At 67.3% G+C, this 26,804-nt stretch carries 21 protein-coding genes; 9 read left to right on the plus strand and 12 right to left on the minus strand.

Annotation, left to right across the window (positions count from 1 at the left end; translation table 11 throughout):
- Positions 1 to 17 precede the first annotated feature (17 nt).
- Positions 18 to 635 carry a nitroreductase family protein gene (locus HLG70_RS25625; RefSeq protein WP_171667638.1) on the minus strand — a complete coding sequence of 206 codons (618 nt, stop codon included), beginning with the start codon at positions 633 to 635 and terminating at the stop codon, positions 18 to 20.
- Positions 636 to 770: 135 nt separating this feature from the next.
- On the opposite strand from HLG70_RS25625, the gene HLG70_RS25630 reads away from it, so the two are divergent.
- Positions 771 to 1,667 (plus strand): LysR family transcriptional regulator, encoded by an 897-nt coding sequence (locus HLG70_RS25630; protein WP_171667639.1) that lies wholly within the window; start codon positions 771 to 773, stop codon positions 1,665 to 1,667.
- Between the two features lie 23 nt (positions 1,668 to 1,690).
- On the opposite strand, the gene phbB is transcribed toward HLG70_RS25630, so the two are convergent.
- The 6 genes from phbB to HLG70_RS25660 are packed head-to-tail and all read right to left on the minus strand — an operon-like array spanning position 1,691 to position 9,370.
- Positions 1,691 to 2,437 (minus strand): acetoacetyl-CoA reductase, encoded by a 747-nt coding sequence (gene phbB / locus HLG70_RS25635; RefSeq protein WP_171667640.1) that lies wholly within the window; start codon positions 2,435 to 2,437, stop codon positions 1,691 to 1,693.
- On the minus strand, positions 2,427 to 2,894 hold the full coding sequence (locus HLG70_RS25640) for a hypothetical protein (RefSeq protein ID WP_326491120.1): 468 nt from the start codon (positions 2,892 to 2,894) through the stop codon (positions 2,427 to 2,429). The genes phbB and HLG70_RS25640 overlap by 11 nt, the downstream gene beginning before the upstream one ends.
- Before the next feature lie 49 nt (positions 2,895 to 2,943).
- Complete coding sequence (locus tag HLG70_RS25645) at positions 2,944 to 4,068, minus strand: ABC transporter permease (protein ID WP_171667642.1); 1,125 nt, start codon at positions 4,066 to 4,068, stop codon at positions 2,944 to 2,946.
- A 1-nt stretch (position 4,069) separates the two neighbouring features.
- Positions 4,070 to 6,808 (minus strand): ribosome-associated ATPase/putative transporter RbbA, encoded by a 2,739-nt coding sequence (rbbA, locus tag HLG70_RS25650; RefSeq protein ID WP_171667643.1) that lies wholly within the window; start codon positions 6,806 to 6,808, stop codon positions 4,070 to 4,072.
- Complete coding sequence (locus HLG70_RS25655; RefSeq protein ID WP_171667644.1) at positions 6,808 to 7,875, minus strand: HlyD family secretion protein; 1,068 nt, start codon at positions 7,873 to 7,875, stop codon at positions 6,808 to 6,810. Before HLG70_RS25655 ends, rbbA begins: the two co-directional genes overlap by 1 nt.
- Before the next feature lie 22 nt (positions 7,876 to 7,897).
- Positions 7,898 to 9,370 carry an efflux transporter outer membrane subunit gene (locus HLG70_RS25660; RefSeq protein WP_171667645.1) on the minus strand — a complete coding sequence of 491 codons (1,473 nt, stop codon included), beginning with the start codon at positions 9,368 to 9,370 and terminating at the stop codon, positions 7,898 to 7,900.
- A gap of 198 nt (positions 9,371 to 9,568) precedes the next feature.
- Here HLG70_RS25660 and HLG70_RS25665 point away from each other — a divergent pair, with 198 nt between their 5' ends.
- Positions 9,569 to 10,234 carry a TetR/AcrR family transcriptional regulator gene (locus HLG70_RS25665; RefSeq protein WP_171667646.1) on the plus strand — a complete coding sequence of 222 codons (666 nt, stop codon included), beginning with the start codon at positions 9,569 to 9,571 and terminating at the stop codon, positions 10,232 to 10,234.
- Between the two features lie 13 nt (positions 10,235 to 10,247).
- Here HLG70_RS25665 and kch read toward each other — a convergent pair whose 3' ends face one another.
- Both kch and HLG70_RS25675 read right to left on the minus strand, forming a co-directional pair.
- Positions 10,248 to 11,459: a voltage-gated potassium channel protein gene (kch, locus tag HLG70_RS25670; protein ID WP_171667647.1), complete on the minus strand. Its 1,212-nt coding sequence runs from the start codon at positions 11,457 to 11,459 to the stop codon at positions 10,248 to 10,250.
- A 414-nt stretch (positions 11,460 to 11,873) separates the two neighbouring features.
- Positions 11,874 to 12,695, minus strand: a complete 822-nt coding sequence (locus HLG70_RS25675; RefSeq protein ID WP_171667648.1) for a response regulator transcription factor — start codon at positions 12,693 to 12,695, stop codon at positions 11,874 to 11,876.
- Positions 12,696 to 13,266: 571 nt separating this feature from the next.
- Here HLG70_RS25675 and HLG70_RS25680 point away from each other — a divergent pair.
- A complete protein-coding gene (locus HLG70_RS25680) occupies positions 13,267 to 13,662 on the plus strand; it encodes a helix-turn-helix domain-containing protein (protein WP_171667649.1) in 396 nt (131 codons plus the stop codon).
- Here HLG70_RS25680 and HLG70_RS25685 read toward each other — a convergent pair.
- Positions 13,643 to 14,797, minus strand: coding sequence for an acyltransferase family protein (locus tag HLG70_RS25685; protein ID WP_171667650.1), 1,155 nt, complete (start codon positions 14,795 to 14,797; stop codon positions 13,643 to 13,645). The two genes, HLG70_RS25680 and HLG70_RS25685, sit on opposite strands and share 20 nt — an antisense overlap.
- Before the next feature lie 305 nt (positions 14,798 to 15,102).
- Between HLG70_RS25685 and HLG70_RS25690 the strand changes: the two genes are divergently transcribed.
- The 3 genes from HLG70_RS25690 to HLG70_RS25700 all read left to right on the plus strand — a co-directional run bounded on the left by HLG70_RS25690 (position 15,103) and on the right by HLG70_RS25700 (position 17,285).
- Complete coding sequence (locus HLG70_RS25690; protein ID WP_171667651.1) at positions 15,103 to 15,633, plus strand: META domain-containing protein; 531 nt, start codon at positions 15,103 to 15,105, stop codon at positions 15,631 to 15,633.
- A gap of 31 nt (positions 15,634 to 15,664) precedes the next feature.
- Complete coding sequence (locus tag HLG70_RS25695; RefSeq protein WP_171667652.1) at positions 15,665 to 16,462, plus strand: META and DUF4377 domain-containing protein; 798 nt, start codon at positions 15,665 to 15,667, stop codon at positions 16,460 to 16,462.
- A gap of 85 nt (positions 16,463 to 16,547) precedes the next feature.
- The gene (locus HLG70_RS25700; protein ID WP_171667653.1) at positions 16,548 to 17,285 is read left to right on the plus strand and encodes a sulfurtransferase; all 738 of its coding nucleotides are present in this window, start codon (positions 16,548 to 16,550) and stop codon (positions 17,283 to 17,285) included.
- Between the two features lie 68 nt (positions 17,286 to 17,353).
- Here HLG70_RS25700 and metG read toward each other — a convergent pair whose 3' ends face one another.
- Both metG and HLG70_RS25710 read right to left on the minus strand, forming a co-directional pair.
- On the minus strand, positions 17,354 to 19,420 hold the full coding sequence (gene metG / locus HLG70_RS25705) for a methionine--tRNA ligase (protein ID WP_171667654.1): 2,067 nt from the start codon (positions 19,418 to 19,420) through the stop codon (positions 17,354 to 17,356).
- A 234-nt stretch (positions 19,421 to 19,654) separates the two neighbouring features.
- The gene (locus tag HLG70_RS25710) at positions 19,655 to 19,930 is read right to left on the minus strand and encodes a hypothetical protein (protein WP_171667655.1); all 276 of its coding nucleotides are present in this window, start codon (positions 19,928 to 19,930) and stop codon (positions 19,655 to 19,657) included.
- Between the two features lie 101 nt (positions 19,931 to 20,031).
- Between HLG70_RS25710 and apbC the strand changes: the two genes are divergently transcribed.
- Genes apbC through HLG70_RS25725 form a run of 3 tightly spaced genes read left to right on the plus strand, consistent with a single transcriptional unit; the run spans position 20,032 to position 26,702 of the window.
- On the plus strand, positions 20,032 to 21,120 hold the full coding sequence (apbC, locus tag HLG70_RS25715) for an iron-sulfur cluster carrier protein ApbC (protein WP_171667656.1): 1,089 nt from the start codon (positions 20,032 to 20,034) through the stop codon (positions 21,118 to 21,120).
- 3 nt (positions 21,121 to 21,123) lie between these two features.
- Positions 21,124 to 23,016, plus strand: a complete 1,893-nt coding sequence (locus HLG70_RS25720; RefSeq protein ID WP_171667657.1) for an autotransporter assembly complex protein TamA — start codon at positions 21,124 to 21,126, stop codon at positions 23,014 to 23,016.
- Between the two features lie 56 nt (positions 23,017 to 23,072).
- The gene (locus HLG70_RS25725; RefSeq protein ID WP_171667685.1) at positions 23,073 to 26,702 is read left to right on the plus strand and encodes a translocation/assembly module TamB domain-containing protein; all 3,630 of its coding nucleotides are present in this window, start codon (positions 23,073 to 23,075) and stop codon (positions 26,700 to 26,702) included.
- The last annotated feature ends 102 nt before the right edge of the window (positions 26,703 to 26,804 follow it).

Below are 26,804 nucleotides of genomic sequence, written 5' to 3' on the forward strand. Positions count from 1 at the left end.
GTTCGCTCCAGCAGCGCTCAGGCAAGTTCCAGGACATCCGGGACGGGACGGCGCGGCTTCTGCGGCCAGTTGCCGTCCTTGGCGTAGCCCATGGCGACCAGCATGACGGGCACTTCGTCCCGCGCCAGGCCGAAGCTCTGCGCGACGCCCGCGGGGTCGAAGCCGGTCATCGGGCTGGCGGCCAGGCCTTGCGCCTGCCCGGCCAGCATCAGCGTCGAGGCGCCGAAGGTGGCGCTGCGCACCGCTTCGTCGCGCTGGGTCTGGGGCGAACCGGCGTAGAGCTGGCTGGCCGCGGACTCCCACGCCTGCACCATGCCGGCCGGCATGAAGCCCGCCTCCACCGACGGCCGCAGGCGGTCGGCCATCCACGAGGCCTGGGGCAGCACGCCCACCACGATGAAGGTCACCGCGGCGTCGGTGACCTTGGGCTGGTTCCAGGCCAGTTCGCGCAGACGGCGGCGGCCCTCGCGGCTGCGCACGGCGATGAAGCGCCAGTTCTGCAGGTTGAAGGCGGTGGGGGCGCGGGTGGCCCACGAGATCAGGGTGTGGATGAGATCGTCGTCCAGCTCGCGGGCGGGGTCGAAGGCGTTGACGGAATTGCGTTGCGCGATGGCGTCGGTCAGGGCGTGGTTCATGGCTGTCGTCCAATCCAGGGTTTGTGCTGGCGCGCCAAGATGCGCGCCGGATCCATGCCCACAGACTAATTGAATGCCAGGACCGCGATAATATCCATTTCAATGTCAATATCATTCACTGTGAGTGAATAATCAATGGATCATCTGACCGCGCTGAAGGTATTCAGGAAGGTGGTGGAGCAGGGCGGCTTTGCGGCGGCCTCACGCCAGCTGGGCTTGTCGCCGGCGGCGGTCAGCAAGAACATCGCTGAACTCGAGGCCCACGTCGCCGCGCGCTTGCTGAACCGTACGACTCGGCGCATGAGCCTGACCGAAGCCGGATCGCGCTACTACGAGCAGGTGGCCCGCATCCTGGATGACCTGGACGAAGCCGAGCAATCGCTGGGTCCGATGCAGCAGGCCCCGTCGGGCACCCTGCGGGTCAGCGCGCCCATGTCCCTGAGCCTGGTCCGGCTGTCCGCCGCCATTCCCAGGTTTCTCGAACGCTATCCCCTGGTGTCGCTGGACCTGAACCTGGAGGACCGGCGGATAGACATCGTGAAGGAGGGCTTCGACCTGGCCATACGCGGCAGCGACCGGCTGGAGGATTCCAGCCTGGTGGCCCGCAAGCTGATGACGCTGGATCACGTGCTCTGCGGCGCGCCCGCCTACTTTCAGCGCCATGGCGTGCCGGATACGCCGCAAGCCCTGCGCGGCATGGAGTGCGTGCAATTCACGCTCTCAGGCCATGCGGCCGAGTGGACCTTCCAGCGCGCGGGGCAGACGCAGCGTGTGCCGGTGCGGGGACGCTACAAGGTCAGTTCCAGCCTGGCGGTGCGCGATGCGCTGCGCGCGGGCTTTGGCGTGAGCCTGGTGCCGCGCGTGTATGTGCAGGGCGACCTGGACAGCGGCGCGTTGCAGGCCGCGCTGCAGGACTGGTCGCCCGACCAGACCTTTGTGTATGCGGTGTATCCCTCGCGCCGCCACATGGTGGCCAAGGTGCGCGCGTTCGTGGATTTCCTGCTTGAGGAGCTGGACGCGCCGCGGGAATAGGGCCGCGGCGCGCCGTCACGCGGTCAATACATGTGCTGCCCGCCGTTCATGGCAACGTTGCTGCCTGTCATGAAGCCGGCCGCGTCGCTGCAGATGAATGCTACGAGCGCCCCGATTTCTTCCGGCAGGCCCAGCCGTCCCAGTGGGATCTGCGGCAATATCTTTTCCTTCAGTACCTCCTCCGGCACGGCCTGCACCATGCGCGTGGCCAGGTAGCCCGGCGATACGGTGTTTACCGTCACGCCCTTCTTGGCCAGTTCCAGCGCCAGCGACTTGGTGAAGCCGTGTATGCCCGCCTTCGAGGCGGCGTAGTTGGTTTGCCCGAATGCGCCCTTGCTGCCGTTCACGGACGAGATGTTCACGATGCGGCCCCAGCCCCGGTCCGCCATGGCGCCGCACAGCGGCTGCGTCATGTTGAACATGGAATCCAGGTTGCTGTGCATGACCTCGGCCCAGTTTTCGGCGGTCATCTTGCGCAGGCTGGCATCGCGGGTGATGCCTGCGTTGTTCACCAGGATGTCGATCTGGCGGCCGTCCTGCTCCAGGCGGCCGACCAGCGCCTGGCAGGAGGCAAAGTCCGCTACGTCCACCTTGTACATGGCGAACTTGCGTCCCTTGGCCGCCTCTTCGTCCACCCACTCGCGCGTGGCGCTTTCGCTGGAGTGGTAGGTGACGATGACGTCGTGGCCGGCATCGTGCAGCGCCACGGCGATGGCGCGGCCCAGGCAGCCGGCCCCGCCCGTGATCAGGGCCGTGCGCTTAGCTGTCATGATGGGCCCCTGGCTGGCTCGCGTCGCGCATGGCCGAGCATGCGGCCGCCATCTGGTTCGACATGGCGGACCACATCTGCGTCAGCGGCGACGTGTCGACGCTGGCGCCGACGCTGGTGGCGTGCTTGAACCATTCGGTCATCGCCGCGCCCAGGCCGGCAGCCAGCGCGGCCTGCTCTTGCAGCGCGGCGTGGGTGATGGCCTGGCTGGCTTCCAGCTGGCACTGCCAGCGCTTGCGCGTGAGCTCGCCCAGCGCGGGCGCGAGCTCCTGCCAGTTGCCGGAGGGTTTCAGGGGGCCCAGGGTGGCGAGGTACTGGCTGGTGCTCTCGCTGGCCAGGCGCTGGCCCAGTTCGATCCAGCGCTGCTGGCTTTCCTGCGCAAGCTGGGCCAGGTGCTGGCAATAGGCGGCATTGGCGCCGGCGAGGCCCTGGGGCATGGAGGCTGTAGTCTTCTTCATCATCCGTCCTTTTAAGAGAGTGGTAAGGGGCAACGAATACATACGGGCCTCATGCCATCTGGCTGAGGGTCTTGCGAAAGCGTGCCAGGGATAGCGCGAACAGGACTGTGCCGATCAGCGCCAGCGCCAGGAAGGGTTGCCAAACGACGCTGATGCCCGCGCCGCGATAGAGAATGGCCTGGCCAAGTTCCACGAAATGGGTCGTGGGGGCGGCCAGCATGATGTTCTGCACGAACTCCGGCATGCTTTCGCGCGGCGTGGTGCCGCCGGACAGCATTTGCAGAGGCAGCAGCACTAGTACCAGCAACATGCCGAACTGGGGCATGCTGCGCGCAAGCGTGGCCATGAAGATGCCCATGGAGGTCGTCGCGAACAGGTGCAGCGCCACTCCGGTCAGGAAAAGCGCCACGGAACCTTCGATCGGCACGTGCAACAGGCCGCGCACCACGAACGTCAACGATAGCCCAGCGGACGCCAATACGACCAGCCCCATCGACCAGACCTTGGCGACCATGATCTCGGTCGGCGTCACCGGCATGACAAGCAGGTGCTCGATGGTGCCGTGTTCGCGCTCGCGGATAAGCGCCGCGCCGGTCAGGATGATGGACAGCATGGTGACGTTGTTGATGATCTCCATCAGCGCGCCGAACCAGGCCTGCGTCAAATTGGGGTTGAATCGCATGCGCACCGCCAGGTCCACCGGCAGCTCGGTGGGGGCGCGGTAGCGCCTGAGGAATTCGTTGATCTCGTCGGTGATGATCTGCTGGATGTAGCTGCTGCCGGTGAACGCCTGGCTCATCCGGGTCGCGTCCACGTTCAGCTGGATCTCCGCCGGCTTGCCGGCCAGCACGTCGCGCTGGAAATTCGGCGGGATGTTCACCGAGAAGGTGTAGCGCCCCGCATCCATGCCCGCGTCGGCCTCGGCTGAGGTGACCATCTGCGGCGACGTGAAGTGGGGCGGATAGAACGCCGACGTAATTCGCGCCGACAGCGGGGACACGTCTTCGTCCACCACCGCGATGGGGGCGTTGTGCAGTGTCTCGGGCACGGCGGTGGCCGCGGTGTAGATCATCAGCGTGAACGACACGAGGATCAGGATCAGCATCATCGGGTCGCGGGCCAGGCTCCATAGCTCCTTGACGCCCAGGCGGTAGATGTTGGCCAGGTGCCTCATGTCAGGTCTCCTGTTTTTTCAACAGCAGCACCGAGGCGCCCAGGATGATGGGTATCGCGGCCAGCAGCGGCCAGAACGACCCCTGCAGATCCGAGAAGTCCAGGGCCTTGCTGAACACGCCGCGGCTGATGGTGAGCATGTGCGTGGCGGGGTAGATTTCTCCGATCAGCCGCCCGCCGCCTTCCAGCGACGACACCGGATTGAGCAGGCCCGCGAACTGCACGGCGGGCACCAGCGTGCCGATCATGGTGAAGAACAGCGCCGCGATCTGGCTGCGCGTGAAGGTGGAGGCCAGCAGCCCGATGGCCGTCGCCACCACGTTGTAGATCAGCGCGGCCAGCAGCAAGGTGGCGAAGCTGCCGGTGATGGGAACGCCAAAGAGCGTCACCGCCAGCAGTGTCATCAGCAGGAAGTTCAGCATGGCCAGCGCCACGTACGGCGCCTGCTTGCCCAGCAGGAACTCCAGCCGTGTCACGGGCGTGACATAGAGGTTGATGATCGAGCCCAGCTCCTTTTCGCGCACGACCGCCAGCGCGGTCAGCATGGCCGGCATCATCAGCAGCAGCAGGGGAATCACCGCCGGCACCATCGCGGGCAGGCTGCGCACATCGGGGTTGTAGCGGAAGCGGGTCTCGATGCCGACGGACGACGCCGCGCTGGCGCCCAGCCTTTCGCGCGCCTGCTGCGCCAGCCAGCCCTGGTGCATGCCCAGCACATAGCCGCGGATGGTTTCGGCGCGCTGCGGCATGGCGCCGTCGATCCACACGCCGATCTGCGCGCTCTTGCCGCGCTGCACGTCGCGCGCGAAGCCCTGCGGGATCTCGATGGCCAGCGACAGTTCGCCGCTGCGCATGCGCGCATCCATGTCGGCATAGTCGGAAATGGGCGGGCGTTCAATGAAGTAGCGCGACCCGGACAGGTTCAGGCTGTAGTTCTGGCTCAGGCTGGTCTGGTCGCGGTCCATGACGGCATAGCGCAGGTCCTCGACATCCAGACTGATGCCATAGCCCATCACGAACATCAGCAGCAGCGATCCCATCAGGGCCAGCGTGGCGCGGACGGGGTCGCGCCGCAGCTCCAGGGATTCGCGCCACATGTAGCTCAGCGCCCGCTTGATGCTGAATCCGCGCTGCGGCGGCTGCGCAGCCGCGGGCTGGGGCTCGGCGGGCGGGGCCGCGCCGGCCTCGGCCGCCGTCCCGGCGCCCGCGTCTATCAGGTAGGCGATGAAGGCCTCTTCCAGCGTCTTCGCGCCGCGCATCCGGGTGATCTCGGCGGGCGACGCGCTGACCAGCACCTTGCCCGCATGCATCAGCGACATGCGGTCGCAGCGCTGGGCCTCGTTCATGAAGTGCGTGGAGATGAAGATGGTGACCTGGTCCTGCCGCGCCAGCTCGATCAGCAGGCGCCAGAAGTTGTCGCGGGCCACGGGGTCCACGCCCGAGGTCGGCTCGTCCAGGATCAGCAGTTCGGGCTGGTGCACCATGGCCACCGCCAGCGACAGGCGCTGGCGCACGCCCATGGGCAGGCTCTCGGGCAGCGCGTCCAGCACGTCGCCCAGGTCGAAGCGGCCCACCATATCGTCCACGCGCGCGGGGATATCGGCCTCGGGAACATGGAACAGGCGGGCGTGCAGCACCAGGTTCTGCCGCACCGTCAGCTCTCCGTACAGCGAGAACGCCTGCGACATGTAGCCCACGCGGCGCCGCGTGTCGATATTGCGGGGGTCGACTTCCTTGCCGAACAGCCAGGCCTGGCCTTCGCTGGCGGGGAGCAGCCCGGTCAGCATCTTCATGGTGGTCGACTTGCCGCAGCCGTTGGACCCCAGGAAGCCGAAGATCTCGCCGCGGCGTATGCGGAAATTGACGTGGTCCACGGCCACGAAGTCGCCGAACCGCATGGTCAGGTCGCGCGCCTCGATGGCGATCTCGGCGTGTTCGTCGAGCGCCAGCGGCACGATTTCCACCGGTTTGTGCCCGCGCCGCTTGTCTTCCGGCAGCAGCGCGATGAAGGCGGCTTCCAGCGACGCCGCGCCAGTGCGCTGCTCCAGCTCCTCGGGAGTGCCGGTGGCCAGCACGCGGCCCTCGTCCATGGCGATCAGCCAATCGAAGCGCTGCGCCTCGTCCATGTAGGCCGTGGCCACGATCACGCTCATGTCGCCGCGTTCCCGGCGGATGTCGTTGATCAGGTCCCAGAACTGTGCGCGAGCCAGCGGGTCGACGCCGGTCGTGGGTTCGTCCAGGATGAGCAGGTCGGGGTCATGGATCAGCGCGCAGCACAGGCCCAGCTTCTGCTTCATCCCGCCCGACAGCTTGCCGGCGGGCCGCGACAGGAAGGCGGACATGCCGGTGCTGCGCGTCAGGCTGTCGATGCGCCGGCGGCGTTCGGCTTCGTCATGGCCGAACAGGCGGCCGAAGAACTGCAGGTTCTCTTCCACCGACAAGGTGGGGTACAGGTTCTTGCCCAACCCTTGCGGCATGTAGGCGATACGCGGGCAGACCTTGTCGCGGTGGCGGCTGTCGGCCATGTCGCCACCCAGCACCACGACCTTGCCTTGCTGCACGGCCCGGGAGCCGGCCACCAGCGCCAGCAGGCTGGACTTGCCCACGCCGTCCGGGCCGATCAGCCCCACCATGCGCCCGGCCGGGATGTCCAGCGTGATGCCGTCCAGCGCCCGCGTCTTGCCGTAGCGCAGGCTGACATCGGACAGCGTGACGACGGGGGCGGGGGCCGTGGCGGTCATCACGGCACCTTGACTTCAAGGTTGGCGGGCCATTGGGCGTCACCGTCCAGCTTGATCCACGCCACGCCCGGCAGGCCGGTCTTGACCTGCTTGAGGTGCTGCAGCAGCAGTTCGGGGCTGATCTGCGCCTTGACGCGGAACATCAGCTTCTGCCGTTCGCTCGCGGTCTCGACCGTCTTGGGCGTGAACTGCGCCGTGCTGGCCACGAAAGAGACCTTGGCGGGGATGACGTATTCGGGGGCGGCGTCCAGGATGATGCGCACATCCTGGCCCAGCGCGACGCGGCCCGCGGCCTGTTCGGGCAGGAAAAATGTCATGTAGACGTCGGCCAGGTCCACCATGTTGAGCACCTTGCCGCCTGCGCCCAGGACCTCTCCAGGTTGCGCCACGCGGTACTGCACGCGGCCGTCGCGCGGGGCGCGCAGCTCGCTGTCGGTGATGTCGGCGTCGATGCGCGCGACGGTGGCCTGGGCCGCGGCGATGGCCGATTGCGCGCCGACCTGGGCGGCGCGGGCCGCCTCGATGGCGGCGGCGGCCGCCGTCACCTGGGCGCGCGCGGCGTTCACCGCCGCCTGCGCGCTGCGCACGCGGGCGCGGTCGTCGTCCAGCTCCTGGATGGACGATGCGCCTTCCTTGGACAGCGTTTCGGAGCGGGCCAGGCGGCGGCGCGCGGCGTCCAGCTCGCTTTCCCGCTGGACCACCACGGCTTCGGCGGCGAGCTTGTCGCTTTCGCGCTGCGCCACCTGCGCCGCGGCGCTGGCCGCGCTGTTGATTGCCTGCTGATGCTGGGCGCGCGCTTCTTCGCGCTGCGCCTGCAGCGTGTCGATCTGCATGCGCGCCAGCGGCTGGCCGGCGGACACGAAGTCGCCCTCGATGACCAGCACTTCCTGCACGCGTCCGGCCAGTTTGGTGGCCACGTCGATCTCGGTGGCTTCGATCCGGCCGTTGCCGCTGATGAAGCCTTCGCCCGGGCCGGTGTCGGCCAACAGGCGCCATCCGTAATAGCCCGCGGCGGCGACGGCCAGGATGGCAAGCAGGGGAATCAGTTTTCGAGTGGGCAGGCGCATGGCGGCAATCCTTGGTCCTTTTTCATAGGCTGCGGGGGGCGTCCTGGTCGGCGGGCGCCGGCGCTTGCGTGCCTCCGCCCAGCGCGGCGTACAGGCCGACGCGGCTGGACAGGAGCGCGCGGCGCGTTTGCACCAGTTGTTGCTGCGCGGCCAGCAGGTCGCGCTTGGCGTCCAGGACTTCCAGATAGGGGGAGGCGCCGTGGTCATAGCGCAGCTGGGCCAGGCGGGCGCGTTCGCTTTGCGCGGCCACGGTGGCGCGCAGCACGTCCACCTGTTCGGCCAGCCAGCGGCGCGCCGAGAGCGCGTCGGACACGTCCCTGAAGGCGGTCTGTATGGTCTTTTCGTAGTTCGACACAGCCTGGTCCCGCCGCGCTTCGCTCAGGTCCAGGGACGACTGCCGGCGGCCCGCGTCGAAGATCGGCAGGTTGATGCTGGGTGCGAAGTTCCAGGCGCGGCTGCCGCCTGCGAACAGCCCGTCCAGTTCGGCGCTGGCCGTGCCGAAGGCGCCCGTCAGCGTGATGCTGGGCAGGAACGCGGCGCGCGCCGCGCCGATGTTGGCGTTGGCCGCCTTGAGCTGATGTTCCGCGGCGACGATGTCGGGACGGTTGGTCAACAGATCGGACGGCAGTCCTGGCGGCAGCGCACGCATGACGGCGTCGTCGTTCAGCGGGGTCTGGTGCTTGGGCAGGTTAAGCGGCGCGCCCACCAGCAGCTCCAGGGAGTGGGCCTGGGCGGCGCGGGTCTGTTCCAGCTCCGCGCCCAGCGCCTTGGCCTGCTGCCACAGCGTTTCCACCTGCGTGAGGTCCAGTTTCGCTATCGCGCCCACTTCGAAGCGGCGGCGGAATATGCGCAGCGATTCCGCGCGCGACTCGATGGTCTCGCGAGTGAGCTCCAGTCGTTCGTCCAGTTCGCGCAGCGTCAGATAGCTGTCGGCGACCTGGGCGATCAGGCTCAGGGTGGCGGCCTGGGCGGCGGCCTCCGTGGCCAGGTAGTTCTGCAACGCGGCTTCGTTCAGGCTGCGCACGCGGCCCCAGAAGTCCAGTTCCCAGCTCGCCATGCCGACACCCACCTGGTATTGGCTGGTGACTTGCGGCTGGCCCGTGAGGTTCAGGTCTCCCGGCACGCGGGCGCGGGAGCCGTCGGCCTGGACGCCGATGGTGGGGAACTGGTCCGCGCGCTGGATGCCATACAGGGCGCGCGCTTCTTCCACGCGCAGCAAGGCGCTGCGCAGGTCGCGGTTGTTGTCCAGGGCGGTGGAGATCAGCCCCTGCAGCGTGGGGTCCGAGAAGTAGGACTGCCAGGTGATGCGGGCCGCGGCGTCGGGTTGCGGGGCGGTCTGCTCCGCATGGCTGGCCTGCTCGTAGGCGGCGGGCACCGGCAGGGCGGGGCGTTGGTATTCGGGCGCAAGTGACGCGCAGCCCCCGGCCAGCAGCGCCGACAAGGCGGCCGGGGCCAGGCGCGTGACGAACTTGGCGGTAAACGCAGAGGGAGTCATGCGGCGGTTCTCCAGCTCGAGGGTGCCGGGCGCGTCCCGGGAAGGGCAGGCTTGTGGCCCGGACGCCCGGAAGGACCCGACACCTGGGTCATGCGTTCATTGTGCCGATCGCGCCTTGAACGTTCCTTGATCCGGATCAAGTTAGCGACTGACTGGTCGGTTTTTAATGGATTGAGTTCTAAACATGGAGCAGCAGGGATGGACAGGCAGCGCAGTCGTCTTCCTCCGGCCGTGCGGGTCGGCCACATCCTCGACGCCGCATTGCGCGAGTTTTCACTAGCGGGCTATGCGGGCGCCAGGATGGACGACATCGCATTGCGCGCCGGCTTGTCCAAAGGCGGGCTGTATGCCCATTTCACCAGCAAGGAAGCCGTCTTCGAAGCGCTGCTTGCGCGCCATCTCAGCCCGTCGCGGCTCGACATCGACGCCATCGTGGATGGGGCCGCCACGCCGCGGGAGCTGGCCGAACGCATCGCCCACCACCTGCACGCCAGCCTTGCCAACCCGGCCATGGTCAGCACCATGCGCCTGCTGCTGGCCGAAAGCGGCCGGGTGCCGCATCTGGCGGCGCGCTGGCGCCAGGAAACCGCCGCGGCGCATGAGACGGACCTGGGGCAGCTGCTGGCGCGCGCGCACTCGCGCGGCCTGTGCCGCGATGGCGTGGCGCTGGATCACCCCTGGTTGCTGTTGGCGCCCGTGGTCCACACCATCGTCATGGCCGCGCTGCTCGGGCCGGATGAGCGCATCCCGCTGGCGGAGCGGCGCCAGGCGCACGTGGCGATGATTTGCGAGCTGCTCGCTCCGCAGGGCCAGACTGCGCCTGCGTGCCCGCCGGACGCGGGCGTGCGCGGAAACGCTGCTTGACGTCGCGCCGCGCTCAGGAGGCCTTGGCTTCGGGTGAGGATTTCGCGAAGAACAGATCAGTGATGGCCTGGCTGTCCATGGGCTCGCCGTTGATGGCGCGCGTCAGCAGCTCGGCGCCCAGCAACTGCACGGAGAAAACCAGGTCTGGCTGCACGCGGCGGATCTTCTCCAGGTGCTTGCTGGTATTGACCAGCGCCACGGTCTTGGCGCCGCCTTCGCCGGTGGCTTCTTTCGCGGCCAGCACGATGAACGCGTTCTCGGCGTCGTCATCGCGCAGCGCCAGTACGTAGCGGGCGCGCTTCACGCCCGCGGTATGCAGCACTTCCACGCTGGAGGGGTCGCCTTCGATCAGGTCGGTTGCCGCCGGGTATTCCTGCGCCACGCCCGTGGGCACGATGACGGTGACTTCTTCGCCGCGGCGGCGCAGGCCTTGGTAGACGCTCAGGGCCAGGGGAGTCGCGCCGGCGATGATGATGTGGTTCTTTCTCATGGCGGAGGAAAACCTGCCTTTGACCAGCCGTTTCAGGTTGCCGCCGATCACCGGCCCGGCGATCGCGCTGACGGACGTGGCGAACACGGTAATGCCAAGAATGATAATCGACGCCGTGAACAGCCGCGCCGTGTCGGTGTGGGGCGTGATATCGCCATAGCCCACCGTGGACATGGAGACAATGGAAAAGTAGAGCGCCGTGACGGCATCCTGGATGGGCGGGTTGAATTCGTTGCCCAGGTACAGCGTGCCGAAGACGGCGTAGATCAGCAGCGACAGCACGCTGACCAGCGCGAACAGCGAGCCCGCGGTCACGCTGGCGCGGTCAAAGCGCCGCCAGTAGGCGATCAGCGCGATCACAAGGACCAGCGTGTAGATGCCGAGTCCGGCGCGTCCGCCGTCACCCAGGATGGCGAAGGTGCCGACGCCGATCAGCAGCACCAGCGAGAACGCCCATGCGATGCGGGCCTTCAGGATCAGGCCCAGCGCGATCACCTGCAAGCCTACGCCCAGCACCAGGCGCGGAATCTCCAGCAGCCCGACCACGCGCATGACTTCATGCCAGTTGTTCAGCGCGAGCCAGAATGAATATTCGCGCGCCCGCACTTCGCGCAGCACCGGATGCATGAAGGCATAGCCGTCCAGCGCCACCAGGATGGCCAGGCACCAGTTGGGCGGAAACAGCGCCAGCACCTTGCGGAAGCGGTGCCTGAGGGAGGGCTGCGGTAACGGCATGGGGAACACTCTTCCTATATCAGATAGGTATGGAAGACCATCAACAAAGAATTACTGGAAACTCGTCCGAAGTCCTAAACTTCCCTCATCGAGAGGCTATCCGGAAGGAACGCCGCTGATATGGCCGATAAGCCCGCCAGCAGCCAGGGCGGACCCATTGCCAGGCATTGATCACGTTGCAGCTTGCACAGGGACTAGAGACCCGGCGCAAGTCCACGGTCGGACCGTGCGTGAGTAGTATGAGGCACGAATGTTGGAATCGCGTGATCCAGGTAGAAGGCATCGGTGCCGGCCGATGACTCCGGGCTCACGTGTTGTTTTAGCGCGGCGTCTTACCTTTCGAGGGCAGCGCCGCGTTTTTTTCGCCCGGCGCCAGCCGCCAGCCGGCCAGCGCAGGCGCGGGCCGCGCCCGCGCTACGCAGACGCGCTCGCGTCCGCCGTTTCCCCGCGCCAGGCATCCTGGCTGTCCGCACGGCCATCTTCTCCCGACACCCGATAGTCCAGATCCAGGTCCAGCGCGATGTCCGCTGCGAACATGTAGCCCCAGCCGTGCACGGCGCGTATCGGCAGGGTCATCTGATTGGCCGTGGCCTTGCGGCGCAGGCGGCTGATCATCACGTCCACGAAGCGGCGCCGCGTGATGCCGCTGTCGGCATCCTCGGCGCCGTCGGCGATGAACGCGTCGCGGCTGACCTTGCGGTCGGGCGCCCTTACCAGCCGCGACAGGAAGTCGCGTTCGCCGGTGGTCAGGCCCAAGGTCCGGCCCCGGGGGCTGATCAGGGTCCACCCCTTGTTGGCCAGGCGCCAGCCTTCCTGGGCGGGTTCGTCCGCCGCGTGCGGGTCGGACGCGGCATCCATGCCGTCCAGGCCTACCGCGCGCCGCACCAGCGCCTGAAGCACCGCGGCAAGTTCCAGCCCCGAGACCTCGGGCGGCAGGCAGGCGTCCGCGCCGCAAAGCAGGGTGCGGATACGGCTTTCGGCGTCGGTGAATCCCGCGATGGCGACGATGCCCAGCCCACGGTCCACGGCGCGCAGGCGCACCGCGGCGTTGTGGACATCGGTCAGGGGCGCTTCCAGCACCACCAGGGGGCTGGGCCGGCGGGAATACCTGTCGTAGACATCGACCAGATCGTGGCAGCGGCGGACGTTGAATCCCAAGTGGGAAAGGGCCTCCACCAGTCTGGCATGCCTGGCGTCGTCACTGCCAAGAAAGATGACATCCAGCGTGTTGTTCATTGATGCTTCCAATGAGGCGGCGCGGCAGGGATGCGGCGCCGGGAATGGGCCGTGGCGCCCGCCAGAGCCCGGCCGTTGCCGGCCTTTGTTGACGCTGTTCCGCACGGAAGTCACGCCCGTGTTTCATTTAAACACGGGCGTGTTTTTTTGTGAAGATACGTTTCTGTGGTTTCGACTAGTAACAGTGCCGGCCCGTCAAACTGCCTTGAGACCATTGAAACAGTGTTTGTTTTCGCTTTTGCCGCAACAAAATATTATGTATTACCGATACATTATTTTCTATTCCTGCCGTCGGAATGACCATAAACTCAGCCGGGCTTTTTGGCTGGTGCGCGCGGGGCGCGCCAGGCACAGGGCGGGGTGACCCGCGGCGATCGAAAACTTGCAAGTCGATGATAGATATGGTTTTTATGGTGACGGCCTTGGCCCGGCGCCGGGTGTGGGGGCCTCCTGAAGGCCTGGCCAAGCGGAGCGGTGCCGCGATTTACGGATTAGCCCAGAAATTGGTGCGTAATCCGTTTGTTTGGCCGCAGTATTGAGATGTTTTAATCAATTAAATAAATTCATATTAATGTCTCAGGTTGATCGATTGGACACGTTTAGCCATCGTCTGCGCAATGCAAGAATGCTTCAGGGATGGACTCAAAAGGACTTGGCGGTCGCAAGCAACCTGTCGCAAAGCGCCATCGGCAACTACGAAAGCGGGCAGCGCCAGCAGCCCTCCAGCAACGCCCTCATCAAATTGACGCGCGCGTTGCGAGTCAGCCCCATGTGGCTCAGCACCGGCGAAGGGCCGATGCTGAATCCGGGCCACGCCGGCGCCGCGAGCGGTGCGGACGACTTCCCCATGCCCCCCGCGTGGCCCTTCGAGACCGTGTCCTTTGCCAGCTACGCCCGGCTCAGCACGCAGGAAAAGCGGCAGATCGAGCTGGTGCTGGCCGCCTACATCAAGGCACGCGGCGAATAGTCCCCATCGGTTGGGCAGGCGCAGGCGCCTGAGGGCGCCGCCGAGTATCGGCCGCGGGCGATGCGCCGCCGGCCGTATCGGTGCGCAGGCGGCTGCGCAAGCGTTCCACGGGGTCCGCGATCAATCCATTGAGCAGCGCGGAGAACCCGATACAACCCGCGATCACCAATGCCGCGAACAGCAGGGGCTGGTGCTCCTGCACGTCGTGGAGCAGCCAGCTGAACGCCATGATCACCAGCATGTGACAGATGTAGATCGGATAGCTCAGTTCACCGATCGCCTTGTCCAGGCGGTGCCGGGACTGGAACAGGAATGCCAGCGGCAGCAGCGCGGCGAAGAGCATGACCGCGAGGCCATCGCGCACCGTGGGGTTTATGCCGATCGAGAAATGCAGCAGGCTGTAGACGAACAGGACGGCCGTGCCCAGTTCAGGCAAGCGCTTCACGCGCTGGGTCCAGGCCTTCATGCGCGGCAACAGCACCTGGTGCGACAGCGAGCCTATCAGGAACAGCGCCAGCTCCGTGGGGAAGAAGCGGTAGGTCCACGGATCGGACAGCCCGATGCCGGTGGCGATGAGCACCCCGCGCAAGGCCAGCGATGCCGCCAGCAGGACCAGCAGGCGGCGCGGCGAACCCAGCACGAAGGGCGCCACCAGGTAGAAGCTCATCTCCACGCCCAGGGTCCAGGCCTGGGGCACGAGCAGGCCCTGATACAGCGGCACATCGCTGTGCGCGAAGCTGCCCGTGAAGGTCAGCGCGGAATTCTGGATGCCGAAGAACATCAGCCAGTCCTGGCCCATGATGAAAATATTGGAAAGCACCAGGAAGAGTTCGGCACTGAAGGGCAGGGAGTCGTAGATCCGGAAGAAGGAGCCCCCGCTCACCACATGGGCCATCAGCGTCATTGCGGCCACGGCCAGGTAGATCGGGAACAGGCGCAGGAAGCGATTCGCGTAGAACTTGCACACCGCGCCCTGGTAATGGTCCGTGGCCGTCAGCACGAATGAAATCAGGAAGCCCGATATCACGTAGAAAAGCTGAACCGCCAGCCTGCCGCCAACCAGGTGATCGGCGTAGCCGCCGCCCAGGTGGTCCAGCACGACGGATAACGCCAGTAAAGTTCTCAAGAAGCCCATCGCCGTGTCTCCCGGGTTGATATTATTTTTGGCCCGATGGGCCGGACACCTGCGCCTGCGGTACTGGCGTGCTCCGCTCCTCTTTCCCTGTATCGCCCAGCCTGGCCGGAGTCACGATCTGCCGTTGATTCTGCGCGCCGCCGCAAGCAGCCGCCATGCGGCATTCGATGCAGCCTGTCGCGCCATCGGAGCTAGTGCCAGCGATGTCCGTGCTTCTTTTGGATACGGCTGTAGGGCGGAGAGAATCGCCGGCCGGCCCGATGCCGGTTACAGTCGAGGGGTATGATTTTTTTCGGAGTCCCGCCATGCTCATTTTTCAGTCGTCGCGTTGCCGGCTGCTCTGCCTGAGTCTCCTTACCGTCGCACTCGCCGGTTGCGCCGGCTCCATCGGGGGGGCCCGCCCCGAAGGCGCCGCCGCGGCCAACGCCGCCAGCAGCGCCGATTCGCTGGCCCAGACCAGCTGGGAGCTGGTGCGCTGGACACAGCCCGGGGGCGCGCTGCGAGACATCCCCCATGGCGATAACGGCGAGCCCATACGGCTGACCTTCCTGGCGCAAGGCAAGCAATACCGCGTCAACGGCTTTTCCGGCTGCAACCGCTATATGGGCACGTACAAGCTCGAAGGCGGCAAGCTGTTCATCGACGCGCCCGCCATGACGCGCATGGCCTGCGCGCCGCCCGAGCGCGCCAAACTGGAAGCCGATTACCTGCGCGGCCTGACCTCCATCGACACGTTCACGCTGGACAGCGGCGGCGCGCCGCGGCACCTGACCTTCAATCTGCGCGGTGGCGATGCGCTGGAGTTCGAGCGCCGCCAGGATCCGCCCACGCCGTAATCCCACGCCGCGGATAGTTCAGGAGACCCGCATGCCTTTTTTCGCTTCCTTGCGCAGGCTGGCGCCATGCCTGCTGGCCGTCGGCCTGGCCGCCTGCGCTTCACCGCCCATGCGTGCCGCGGACGGGCAGGATCCGCGTTTCCAGCCCGCGTCGGCCTCGGACATGCTGGCGCAGACCAGCTGGGATCTGGCCCGCTGGACGCTGCCGGGCGGCGCCTTGCGCCCCGTACCGCACCCGTCCTCGAGCTCGCGCCCCATCACGGTCAGTTTCATCCATGACCAGGGGTCGCCCCTGATGACGGGGTTTGCGGGCTGCAACCAGTACAACGCGCCCTACACCATCGCCAACGGCCTGCTGATCGTTCGGTCGCACCCCGTGTCGACGATGATGGCGTGCGCGCCGCAAAACATGAAGCTGGAACAGGACTTCCTGGCCGGCGTCACGCGCATCACCGCCAGTTCGCTGGACAACATCAATAATCCGCAACGCATGACCTGGGTGCTCGGCACGGGCGACACGCTGGACTTCGGACGGCGCGCCGATCCCGTGGCTGGCGGCCAGATGGGGCCCACCAAGCTGGTCTACGTGAATTCGGAGCGGGTGCCTTGCACGGCGGGCGCCGGCCGCGCCATGTGCTATCAGGTGCGGGACAGCGCCTCGCAGCCCTGGCAGTTCTGGTACGGGGAAATCACCGGCTTCAATTTCCAGCCCGGCATCCGCTACCGGCTGCGCGTGGTCGAGGTCAAGGACCCGAATCCCCCGGCCGACGCTTCCTCCGTGCGCTGGGTGCTGGACGCGGTGATCGAGCAGGAAATCGTCAGCCGTTGAGCGGGATCAAGCCGGGCCGCGGGCGGGGCGCCCCGCCCAGCGATTACTATTACGGGCTTGTCCGCCCGTTTTTTACTGCTTTGCCATGACTTCCGTCGTCAATATCGCCGCCTACAAGTTCGTTCCGCTGGATTCCCTGCCCGAGTTGCGCGTCCTGCTGCTGGCTCAGGCCGGCGCCGCCGCGCTCAAGGGGACCATCCTGCTGGCCGAAGAGGGCATCAATCTATTCCTGGCCGGCCCGGCCGAGGGCATCGACGCCTTCCTGCGGGACCTGCGCGCCGATGCGCGCTTTGCCGATCTGGAAGTGAAGTTCAGCCATAGCGGCGACGTGCCGTTCCGCAAGCTGCTGGTCAAGATCAAGCGCGAGATCATCCGCATGGATCATCCGGCCATACGCCCCGCCGCGGGCCGCGCGCCCGGGGTGGACGCGCATACGCTGGCGCGCTGGCTGGAGCAGGGCGCGGACGACGCGGGCCGGCCCGTGGTCATGCTGGACACGCGCAACGCCTTCGAAGTGGACGAGGGCACCTTCAAGAACGCCATCGACTGGCGTATCGACCGCTTCACGCAGTTTCCCGCCGCGGTGCAGGCGAACCGCGCCGAGCTCGACGGCAAGACGGTCGTCAGCTTCTGCACCGGCGGCATCCGCTGCGAGAAGGCCGCCATCTACATGAACGAAGCCGGCATCCAGAATGTCTACCAGCTCGACGGCGGCATCCTCAAGTACTTCGAGGAAACCGGCGGCCCGGGCTACGAAGGCAAGTGCTTCGTGTTCGACGAGCGGATCTCGCTGGATCCGGCGCTGGCGCCCAGCAACGCCTAGCCCGCCTGGCCCGGAAACGAAAAAGAGCCCGCCGATGGCGGGCTCTTTTCATGCGCGGGCCGGACGGATCAGCGCACGCGCATGCCGGGCTTGGCGCCGGGGAACGGCTCCAGCACGTAGATACCGGCATCCACGGCTTCATCCGCGTGGCTGGCGGCCAGCACCATGCCTTCGGAGATGCCGAACTTCATCTTGCGCGGGGCCAGGTTGGCCACCATGACAGTCAGCTTGCCGATCAGGTCTTCCGGCTTGTAGGCCGACTTGATGCCCGAGAACACGTTGCGATGGCGGCCTTCGCCCACGTCCAGCGTCAGGCGCAGCAGCTTGGTCGAGCCCTCCACGTGTTCGCAATTGACGATCTGCGCGATGCGCAGGTCGACGCGGGCGAAGTCGTCGATGGAGATGGTCTCGGCCAAGGGTTCGCCACCGGGCACCACGACGGGCGCGGCGGGCGGCTCGAACAGGTCTTCCAGCATTTGCGGTTCGACGCGCTGCATCAGGTGCTTGAACGGCGCGACGCGCTGCGGCAGCACCGAAGCGTCCGCCCAGGTGAACGGCGCCTGCGCGCCGAAGAGCTCCAGGGCCACGCGTTCGGCCAGCGCCGGCAGCACCGGGGCCAGCATCACGGACAGGGCCTTGAAGCCCGCCAGCGAACGCGAGCAGATGTCTTGCAACGCAGCCTTTTGCGCGTCGTCCGCGGTGGCGATGCCCTTGGCCAGCACCCAGGGCTGCGCGGTGTCGAACGCCTGGTTGATGCGGTCGGCGTAGGCCATGATCTCGCGGATGGCGCGGTTGTATTCGCGGGCTTCGAACGCGGCGCGGATGGACTCGGCCTGTTCGGCGTATTCCGCGGCCAGCGCGGCGGTGTCGCCCGAATAGCCCAGGACGCCGTCGAAGTGCTTGGTGATGAAGCTGGCGGCGCGGCTGGCGATGTTGACGTACTTGCCGACCAGGTCGCTGTTGACGCGGGCGATGAAGTCCTCGGGGTTGAAGTCCATGTCTTCGACCCGCGCATTCAGCTTGGCGGCGATGTAGTAGCGCATCCACTCGGCGTTCATGCCGATTTCCAGGTAGCGCAGCGGCGAGATGCCGGTGCCGCGGCTCTTGGACATCTTTTCGCCGCTGACGGTGATGAAGCCGTGCACGTTCACGGCGTCCGGCGTCTTGCGGCCGGCGAACTTCAGCATCGCGGGCCAGAACAGCGCGTGGAAGTACACGATGTCCTTGCCGATGAAGTGGACTTGTTCCGTGTCGCCTTCGGGATCGAGCAGCGCGTCGAAATCCAGGCCCTTGACCTCGCAGTACGACTTCAGGGAGGCCAGGTAGCCGACCGGCGCGTCCAGCCACACGTAGAAGTACTTGCCCGGCGCGTCCGGGATCTCGATGCCGAAGTAGGGCGCATCGCGGGAAATGTCCCAGTCGCCCAGCTTGGCCTCGCCGTCTTCCGCGCCCAGCCATTCGCGCGTCTTGGCGAGCATTTCGGGCTGCAGGTGCTTGCCGCCGTTCTTGTTCGAGCCGTTGGTCCATTGCTGCAGGAACTCCACGCAGCGCGGATCGGAAAGCTTGAAAAAGAAGTGGTCGGACGTCTTCAGGACGGGCGTGGCGCCGCTCAATGCCGAGTACGGGTTGATCAGGTCGGTGGGCGCGTAGACCGCGCCGCAGACTTCGCAGGAATCGCCGTACTGGTCCTTGGCGTGGCACTTGGGGCATTCGCCCTTGATGTAGCGGTCGGCCAGGAACATGCCCTTGACCGGATCGTAGAACTGCTCGATGGAGCGGGTCTCGATCAGGTTCTGGGCCTTCAGCGCGCGATAGATGTCGTGCGACAGCGCGACGTTCTCGGGCGAATCCGTGGAATGCCAGTGGTCAAAGCGGATGTGAAAGCCGTTCAGGTACTGCGGGCGCTCGGCCGCGTAGCGGGCGACCAGCGCTTGAGGCGTGATGCCTTCTTTTTCCGCCTTCAGCATGATCGGCGCGCCATGCACGTCATCCGCACCCACGAAATGCACCGTGTGGCCCGCCATTCGCATCGAACGAACCCAGATATCGGCCTGGATGTACTCCATGATGTGGCCGATGTGGAAAGATCCGTTGGCGTAGGGCAGCGCTGTGGTGACAAAAAGGGTGCGAGACATGGTTGTCGATAGAGGTTGAGGGGAAAAGGGATTTGGCCGGCCATTTTAGGGCAAGCGCGGGGACCTGCCCGCGAGCGGCCCCGAAAAGCACGCAACCCGCCCATCGCGGCAAGGCGAATCAGGCGGGTTGATGGAGGAGGGGCCGGCGCGGATGCGGCGAATCTGCCGGATCTGCGCGATACGCAGCGGCCCGCTCGCGCCTGTGGCAGGCGCAAGCGCGGTGGAAAGCCGCCGTCAGCGGATTTCGCGGGCCTCGACGTCGATCACGTCGCCGCGCGCCTGCGTGGCGAACGGGGCGGTGGCGGACTGGAACGGTCCCGGGCGTACGCCTTGGCGCTGGCTCCAATAGGCGCGAACGCCGAAAGGCTTGCCGCGCACCTTGGCGACCACGTACAGGATCGCCACGGCGATTGCCGTGGACAGCATGAACACCAGCGCCATCGCCATGCCAATCAAGGCCAGGGCGGCGAATAGGACGGCACGAAAGAAGCGGATAAGTGTGTTGGTCATGAATGTCGGATGCAAAACGCAGCGAAAGGTTCCCGTGTATCCGCTATCCTTTAGGGGATGGCGGCCCGCAGAAGCCGCGCTGCCTACGGAACCATAGTGACATGAGTATAACGATAGAACACATCCGCGCCGCGTTGCGCACCGCGCAAGACCCGAATACTGGTTTGGATTTGGGTGTTTCTGTAAAAGATCGTGACATCCAACTGAGCGGCGGCACCGTCGCGCTGGCCCTGGAACTGGGCTACCCGGCCGACGGCGTCCGCGAGCAGATTCGCGGCATCGCCGTGTCCGCGCTGGCCGCGGCGGGCGTGCCCGACGCACAAGTGACCGTGACGTGGAAAGTGGCCGCTCACGCGGTGCAGAAGGGCCTGAAGCCGCTGCCCAACGTGCGCAACATTATTGCAGTGGCTTCCGGCAAGGGCGGCGTGGGCAAGAGCACCACCGCCGTGAACCTGGCCCTGGCCCTGTCGGCCGAGGGCGCCAAGGTCGGCCTGCTCGATGCCGATATCTATGGCCCCAGCGTGCCGACGATGCTGGGCGTCTCGGGCCGTCCCGAGAGCCTGGACAACAAAAGCATGGAGCCGCTGACCGGCCACGGCCTTCAGGCCAACTCCATCGGCTTTCTGATCGACGCGGATTCGCCCGCCATCTGGCGCGGCCCGATGGTCACGCAAGCGCTGGAGCAACTGCTGCGCCAGACCAACTGGCGCGACCTGGACTACCTGATCGTCGACATGCCGCCGGGAACGGGCGACGTGGCCCTGACCCTGGCGCAGAAGGTGCCGGTGGTGGGCGCCATCATCGTCACCACGCCGCAGGACGTGGCGCTGCTGGATGCGCGCAAGGGCCTGCGCATGTTCCAGAAGGTGGACGTGCCCATCCTGGGCGTGGTCGAGAACATGGCCATCCACATCTGCTCGCAGTGCGGGCACGCCGAACACATCTTCGGCGAAGGCGGCGGCCAGCGCATGGCCGAGCAATATCACACGCCGTGGCTCGGCAGCCTGCCGCTGACGCTCGCAATCCGCGAGCAGACGGATGCCGGCACGCCGACAGTGGTGTCGGACGCGGGCAGCGAAGCCGCCTTGCTGTACCGCGCAATCGCAAGAAAGCTGGCGGCAGGCGTTGCGGCGCTGCCGCGCGATATGGCCGGGAAATTCCCCTCCATCGTCGTGCAACAACCGACCTGAAGCATGCGGTGGGCTGCCCGCGCCTTCTTGGCAGGATTGTGCGTGATGGCGGGCGAGGCTGTGGCCAAGCGCCCGGAAGTCATCGTGGACCCCGGGGGCGTGCCCCCGGCCGCGCTGCAGGCCATCACCCAGGCGGTCGACGCGATTGCGCGGCTGGCCGAGGACCAGGACGGCGGTGAAATCAACCGCCTGCGCCGGCGCGCGCGCGATGCGACGCTGGCGGCCCTGGCCACCCAGGGCTATTTCTCGCCCAAGGTGACGCTGGAGGCCGGCAGCGACATAGGCGGTGAAACCTGGGACATCGCCATTGTTCCCGGCAAGCGCACGACGGTCGAGTCCGTGAATCTGGAGTTCGCGGGCCGGATCACCCGTCCCGAGTACGCCCAGCGCGTGCAGAAGCTGCGCGACGACTGGGGGCTCAAGGCAGGGCAGCCGTTCATCAACAGCGATTGGAACCGGGCCAAGGCGAGACTGCTGGACGACGTGTCCACGCGGGATTTCCTGCTGGCGCGCATGACCTCTTCCCGCGCCGACATCGATGCCGACAAGGCGTCCGCCAGCCTGCACGTCTCGATCGACAGCGGGCCGCAGGTCCGCATGGGCGAACTGAACACGCAAGGCTTGAAGCGGGTGCCGGAAACGCTGATCGACCGCTACGTCCGCTACAACGTGGGCGCGGCCTTTGACCAGAACCGCCTGGACCAGTGGCAGCAGGACCTGCAGTCCACCGCCTTTTTCCGCGGCGCGTTCGTGTCGCTGCAGCAGCCCGGGGACGGGCTGCAGCCCGCGGACCCGCTTTCGGACCGCGCCCGCGCGCCGGGTTCCGCCGATGCCGCGGCCACCGCGCCTGCCGGTGACCCGACGGTGTCGGGCGCCATGCCGCCGCCACCGCCCCAGTTCGATTCCTACGGCGAAGTGACCCTGCCCGTGCAGGTGCGCGTGGTCGAAGCGCCGCCCAAGCGTTTTTCCGCGTCGATCGGCGTGGACGACGAAGCCGGCGTGCGGGTGGAAACCATGTACCGGCAGAACGTGGTCTTTGGCCAGCCCGTCACGATGGAAACCGGCTTCGGCGTGGACCGCCTGCGCCAGCGTGCCTTCATGGATATCCTGCTGCCCCCGACCGAGCGTGGCTACCGGGATTCCGTCGGCGTGCTGGCGGACCGCTCCGACATCCAGGGCCTGGAAGTGACCCGCTACGCGCTGGGCGCCACGCGCACGCAAGAGCGCAAGGGCGCGGGCGACAGCCGGGTCGAATACGAGACGCGCTGGGGCATGCTGCTGGCGCAGGATCACGTCAAGATCGACGGCGGCGACAGCTTTACGCTGCCCACGCTGACCGCCACGGCCGAATGGTTGCGGCGCGACGTCGACAACAAGTACGACCCGCGCGAAGGCAACCTGATCTCGGTGGGCGGCGGGGTCGGCGTCACGCTGGATACCGGCGATCCCTATACCCGCTTGCGGCTGCGCGGACAGAAATGGTGGCCGATCGGCAAGCTGGACGTCCTGATGATCCGCGGCGAGGTAGGCCGCGTGTGGTCCAACGGCAATGTGCAGGTGCCTGATGACTTCGGTTTCCGCACCGGCGGCGCGCGGTCCATCCGCGGCTACCGCTACCAGAGCATCGGCGTCCACCGCGACAACGCGGTCGTGGGCGCGCCCACGCTGCTGGTCGGCAGTATCGAGTACGACCATTATTTCGATGAGCGCTGGGGCATGGGCGTGTTCGTGGACGCGGGCGATGCCGCCGAGTCGTTCGGCGACATGTCGATGTCGGTGGGCTATGGGGTCGGCGCCCGTGTGCGCACTCCGGCGGGTCCGCTGTTCCTGGACCTGGCCTATGGTCAGCGCGAACGCGACCTGCGTGTGCATTTCTCGCTGGGGATCGCGTTTTGAAGTTCTTGCGTAAATTCCTGCGCCATGTGCTGGTGTGGTGGCTGCCCGGGCTGGCCATGCTGGCCGTGCTGGCGGCCGGGTTCGTGTTCTGGCTGGTGGCATCGCAGAACGGCACGCGCCTGCTGCTCACTACCGCCGCCCAGCAGTTGAATGGCCAGGCGCTGGACGTGAGCGGCTCGATCCTGCGCGGCGTGACGGTGGGCCAGCTGGACCTGGACGTGGGCGGCACGCGCATCGATATCAGCGACCTGCACCTGGATGTGCATTGGCGCGCGCTGGGCGACCGGCGGCTGCATGTGCGCGACGTGTCGGCGGGATCGGTCCGCGTGGCCATCGCCGCCTCGGCCGAGGCGGCGCCCGCCGAAGACGGCGATGAACCCTTCACGCTGCCGGCCTTGCCGGTGGATATCGCGGTGGATCGCGTGGCGCTGGGGGAATTCCAGCTGCTCCAGGACGGCCAGCCCTTGCCGGTGACGCTGGGCAATTTGAGTGCGACGTTCGCTGCCGGGCAGCAGGGCGCGCAATTGCGGATCGCCAGCCTGCGCGTCGGTCACGAGATGGGCACGGCCGACGTGAGCGGCCAGGCCGAGCTGCAGGGCATGGCCGACCCCTGGCCCTTTGCCGCGCGCCTGGACGTGACGGCGCGAGGTTCCGGTCCCGAGTCCCCGCTATGCCAGGCCGACCGGCTGAGCGGCGTCTTCGGCCCCCAGGCCAAAGCCAAGCCCGCGGCCGGCGAGCCGTCTCGCCGGCCGGACAAGGAACGGGCGGTGGCGCCCAGGAACGGCAAGGGCAAGCCTGAACCGGCCGCGCCCGCCGCGGCGCCAGAGCTCGTGGGTCCGCCCGCGCCCGCCTGCCAGGTGGTGCTGCGGGCGGACGCCGCGGGATCGCTGGACGGTATCCAGGCCAAGCTGGACGGCACCGGCTCCGGCCTGGTGCTGGATGTGGTGGCCGATCTGGCGCCCCGCACGGCGCTGGTGCTGCGCAGCGCCAGGGCGCGCGCGCAGCTGCCGGATAAATCCGCCCTGGCGGCGCAGTTCGACCTGCAGGCGGGCGATGCCCCCGGGCGCGACCGGATCGTCGGCTCGCTCAGCGCCCAGCGTCTGGATCTGGCGCCCTGGGCGGGCGACGCCATTCCGCCCGCGGTGCTGACCCTGCGCGCCAATGTGCAGGCCGACATCGAGAACCTGAGCCAGCTGCGCCATGCGGCGTTCGACCTGCGCTTCGAAGAAGGCAGCCGCTGGAACAAGCAACCCTTGAGCGGGGACCTGAAGGCCCAGGTGGACGTGGCCGCCACGGCGCCGGCCGCGGGCGGCGCGCCGGATCCGGCGCTCGACCCGCTGGCGGGCTTGCGCATCCACGGCCTGGATGTGGACCTGAGGCTGGGACGCAACCGCGTCCGGGCGACGGGCGAATTGGGCGTGGCGGACGGCGCCCTGACGCTGGACGCCCAAGCGCCCCAACTGGATGCCTTCTGGCCGGACCTGCCCGGCGGCGCGGAAGTCAGGGCCAGGCTCAACGGCAACGTGGCCGCCCATCGGGGCGAGGTCACCGCCAGCTACACCCCTCCCAGGCTCAGGCCCGGCGTGATCGGCCAGTCCCGGGCGCAGGCCAATGTGGTCTTCGCGGGCGGCTGGGGCAGGGGGGCTGCCGGCCAGCCCGACGCCGCGCTGGTGGGCTGGCGCGGCACGTTTTCCCGGCTCGGCGCCGACACCGCCGGGTTTGCCGTGTCGGCGGACCGTCCGGTTGCACTGACATTCCTGCCGTCCGCCCTTGCACCGCAATGGCAATGGCAGGTCGGCCAGACCGCGCTGAGCCTGACCTTGCCGGGCAAGGAACGCCTGACCGTGGCGCATCAGGGCTCGCGCGGGGGCGGCAAGCGCTGGGAAACGGCCGGGCAGGCCGATAACCTCGTCATCAGCGCCGCCATTGCGCGCCAGTTGGTCGGCGCCTTCGATCCCGAAGCCGCCGCCAAGCTGGGCAAGACCTCCGGACGCGTGAATGCGATGGTCCCGGACGGGCAGCGCCGCATTGCGCTGGATGTGCTGTGGGACCTGAAGTTCGACGGGCGCCTGGCCGGCCGGGCACGCATCGCGCGCCGCTCGGGCGACCTGCTGATTCCGGGCGATCCGCCCATCCCGCTGGGCGTGAGGTCGCTGGTGCTGGATCTGACCGCCACGCCCACGGCGGCCAACGCCAGCCGGCTGGACGCCAGGTTGGACCTGGCCACGGACAAGATGGGTTCCGTCAATGGTTCCGGGACGGGCGTGCTGGTGGTGGACGCCCAGGGCGGCATGGCGCTGGATCCCCGCCAGCCGCTGCGCGCCCGGCTCAATGCGGATATCGCCGACCTGGCCTGGGTCGGCCTGTTCGTGGGCGACGCGATGGAGATCGGGGGCACGCTCAAGGCCAACCTGGAGGCCCAGGGCACCGTGTCCGGCAAGTGGACCGCCACCGGCAATATCCGGGGCGAAAAATTGCGGCTGGTGCGCATCGATGACGGCGTGCGGCTGATCGACGGCACGCTTTCCGCCCGCCTGGACGGGGAAAGACTGGTGCTCGACAGCCTGCGTTTCCCGGCGTCGCTGCGGGTCATGCCGGCGGAATGGCGCACCAAGGAGTGGATCACCACCAATCCCGGCGCCAAGGGCGGATACGCGGAAGCCAAGGGGGATTGGAACATCATGGACGGCGGCGGCAATGTGCGGCTGACCTTGTTCCGCTTTCCCGCCTTGCAGCGTTCGGACCGCTACGCCATGGTGTCCGGCACCATCGACGTCAGGGCGGCCATGCCGCGCCTCGAAATCGTGGGGAACCTGAGCGCCGACGCAGGCTGGTTCAGCCTGGAGATCCTGCAGGGCGTGCCCTCGCTGGATGACGACGTCAGGGTGATCCGGGCCGGGCAGGATCCCTCCACGGTCTCGACGCCCCTGCAGACCAGCATGGACCTCAGGTTCGACATGGGGCCGCGGTTCTACATCACCGGCATGGGGCTGGACGCGGGCCTGCTGGGCGCCATCCAGATCCGGCTCAACGACGGGCGCCTGACGGGCTGGGGGCAACTGCGCACGCGCGGCGGCGGGATCGAGGCCTACGGCCAGAGACTGCGCCTGAGCCGGGGCACCCTGACGTTCCAGGGCCGGCTGGACAACCCTATCCTGGACATCGAGGCCTTGCGCACGGGTGAGCTGGTCGAGGCGGGCGTGAGGGTGGTGGGCACGGCGCAGCGGCCGCGCATCGACCTGGTGTCCTATCCCGACGTCAGCGACGTCGAAAAGCTGTCCTGGCTGCTGCTGGGGCGCGGCCCCGACGAAAGCGGCGGCGACGCGGCCCTGCTGGTGTCGATAGGCACGGCCCTGCTGGGGGGCGGGCAGCCGTTCTTCAAGCAATTCGGACTGGACGACGTTGCCGTGCGCACGGGCAACATGGGCAGTTCGGGCAGCATCCTGCCCGACCGCACGGTGGCATCCAGCGTGAACCGGGATATCAACAGCGATCTTTCGACCCAGTTCCTGGTGGCCAGCAAGAACTTCGCCAACGGCATCACGCTCAGCGTCGAGCAGGCGCTGTCGGGCAACGACACCGTCGGCAGGGCCAGCTATCGCCTGGCGCGAGGCCTGTCCCTGGATCTGAAGGGGGGCTCGGTCAACGGGATCTCCCTGGTGTACCGGAGCCTCTTCGGCAACTGATCCGGCGCCGCGGGCAGGGCGGAACAGAGCCATTCCGCCCCGCCTGCCGGCAAGGCGGGCGCGCTCGGGATAAAATGAGGCCCATTCCATCCCCTAGCACCA

It is taken from the genome of Achromobacter deleyi, from assembly GCF_013116765.2.
GTDB classification, from domain to species: domain Bacteria; phylum Pseudomonadota; class Gammaproteobacteria; order Burkholderiales; family Burkholderiaceae_B; genus Achromobacter; species Achromobacter deleyi_A.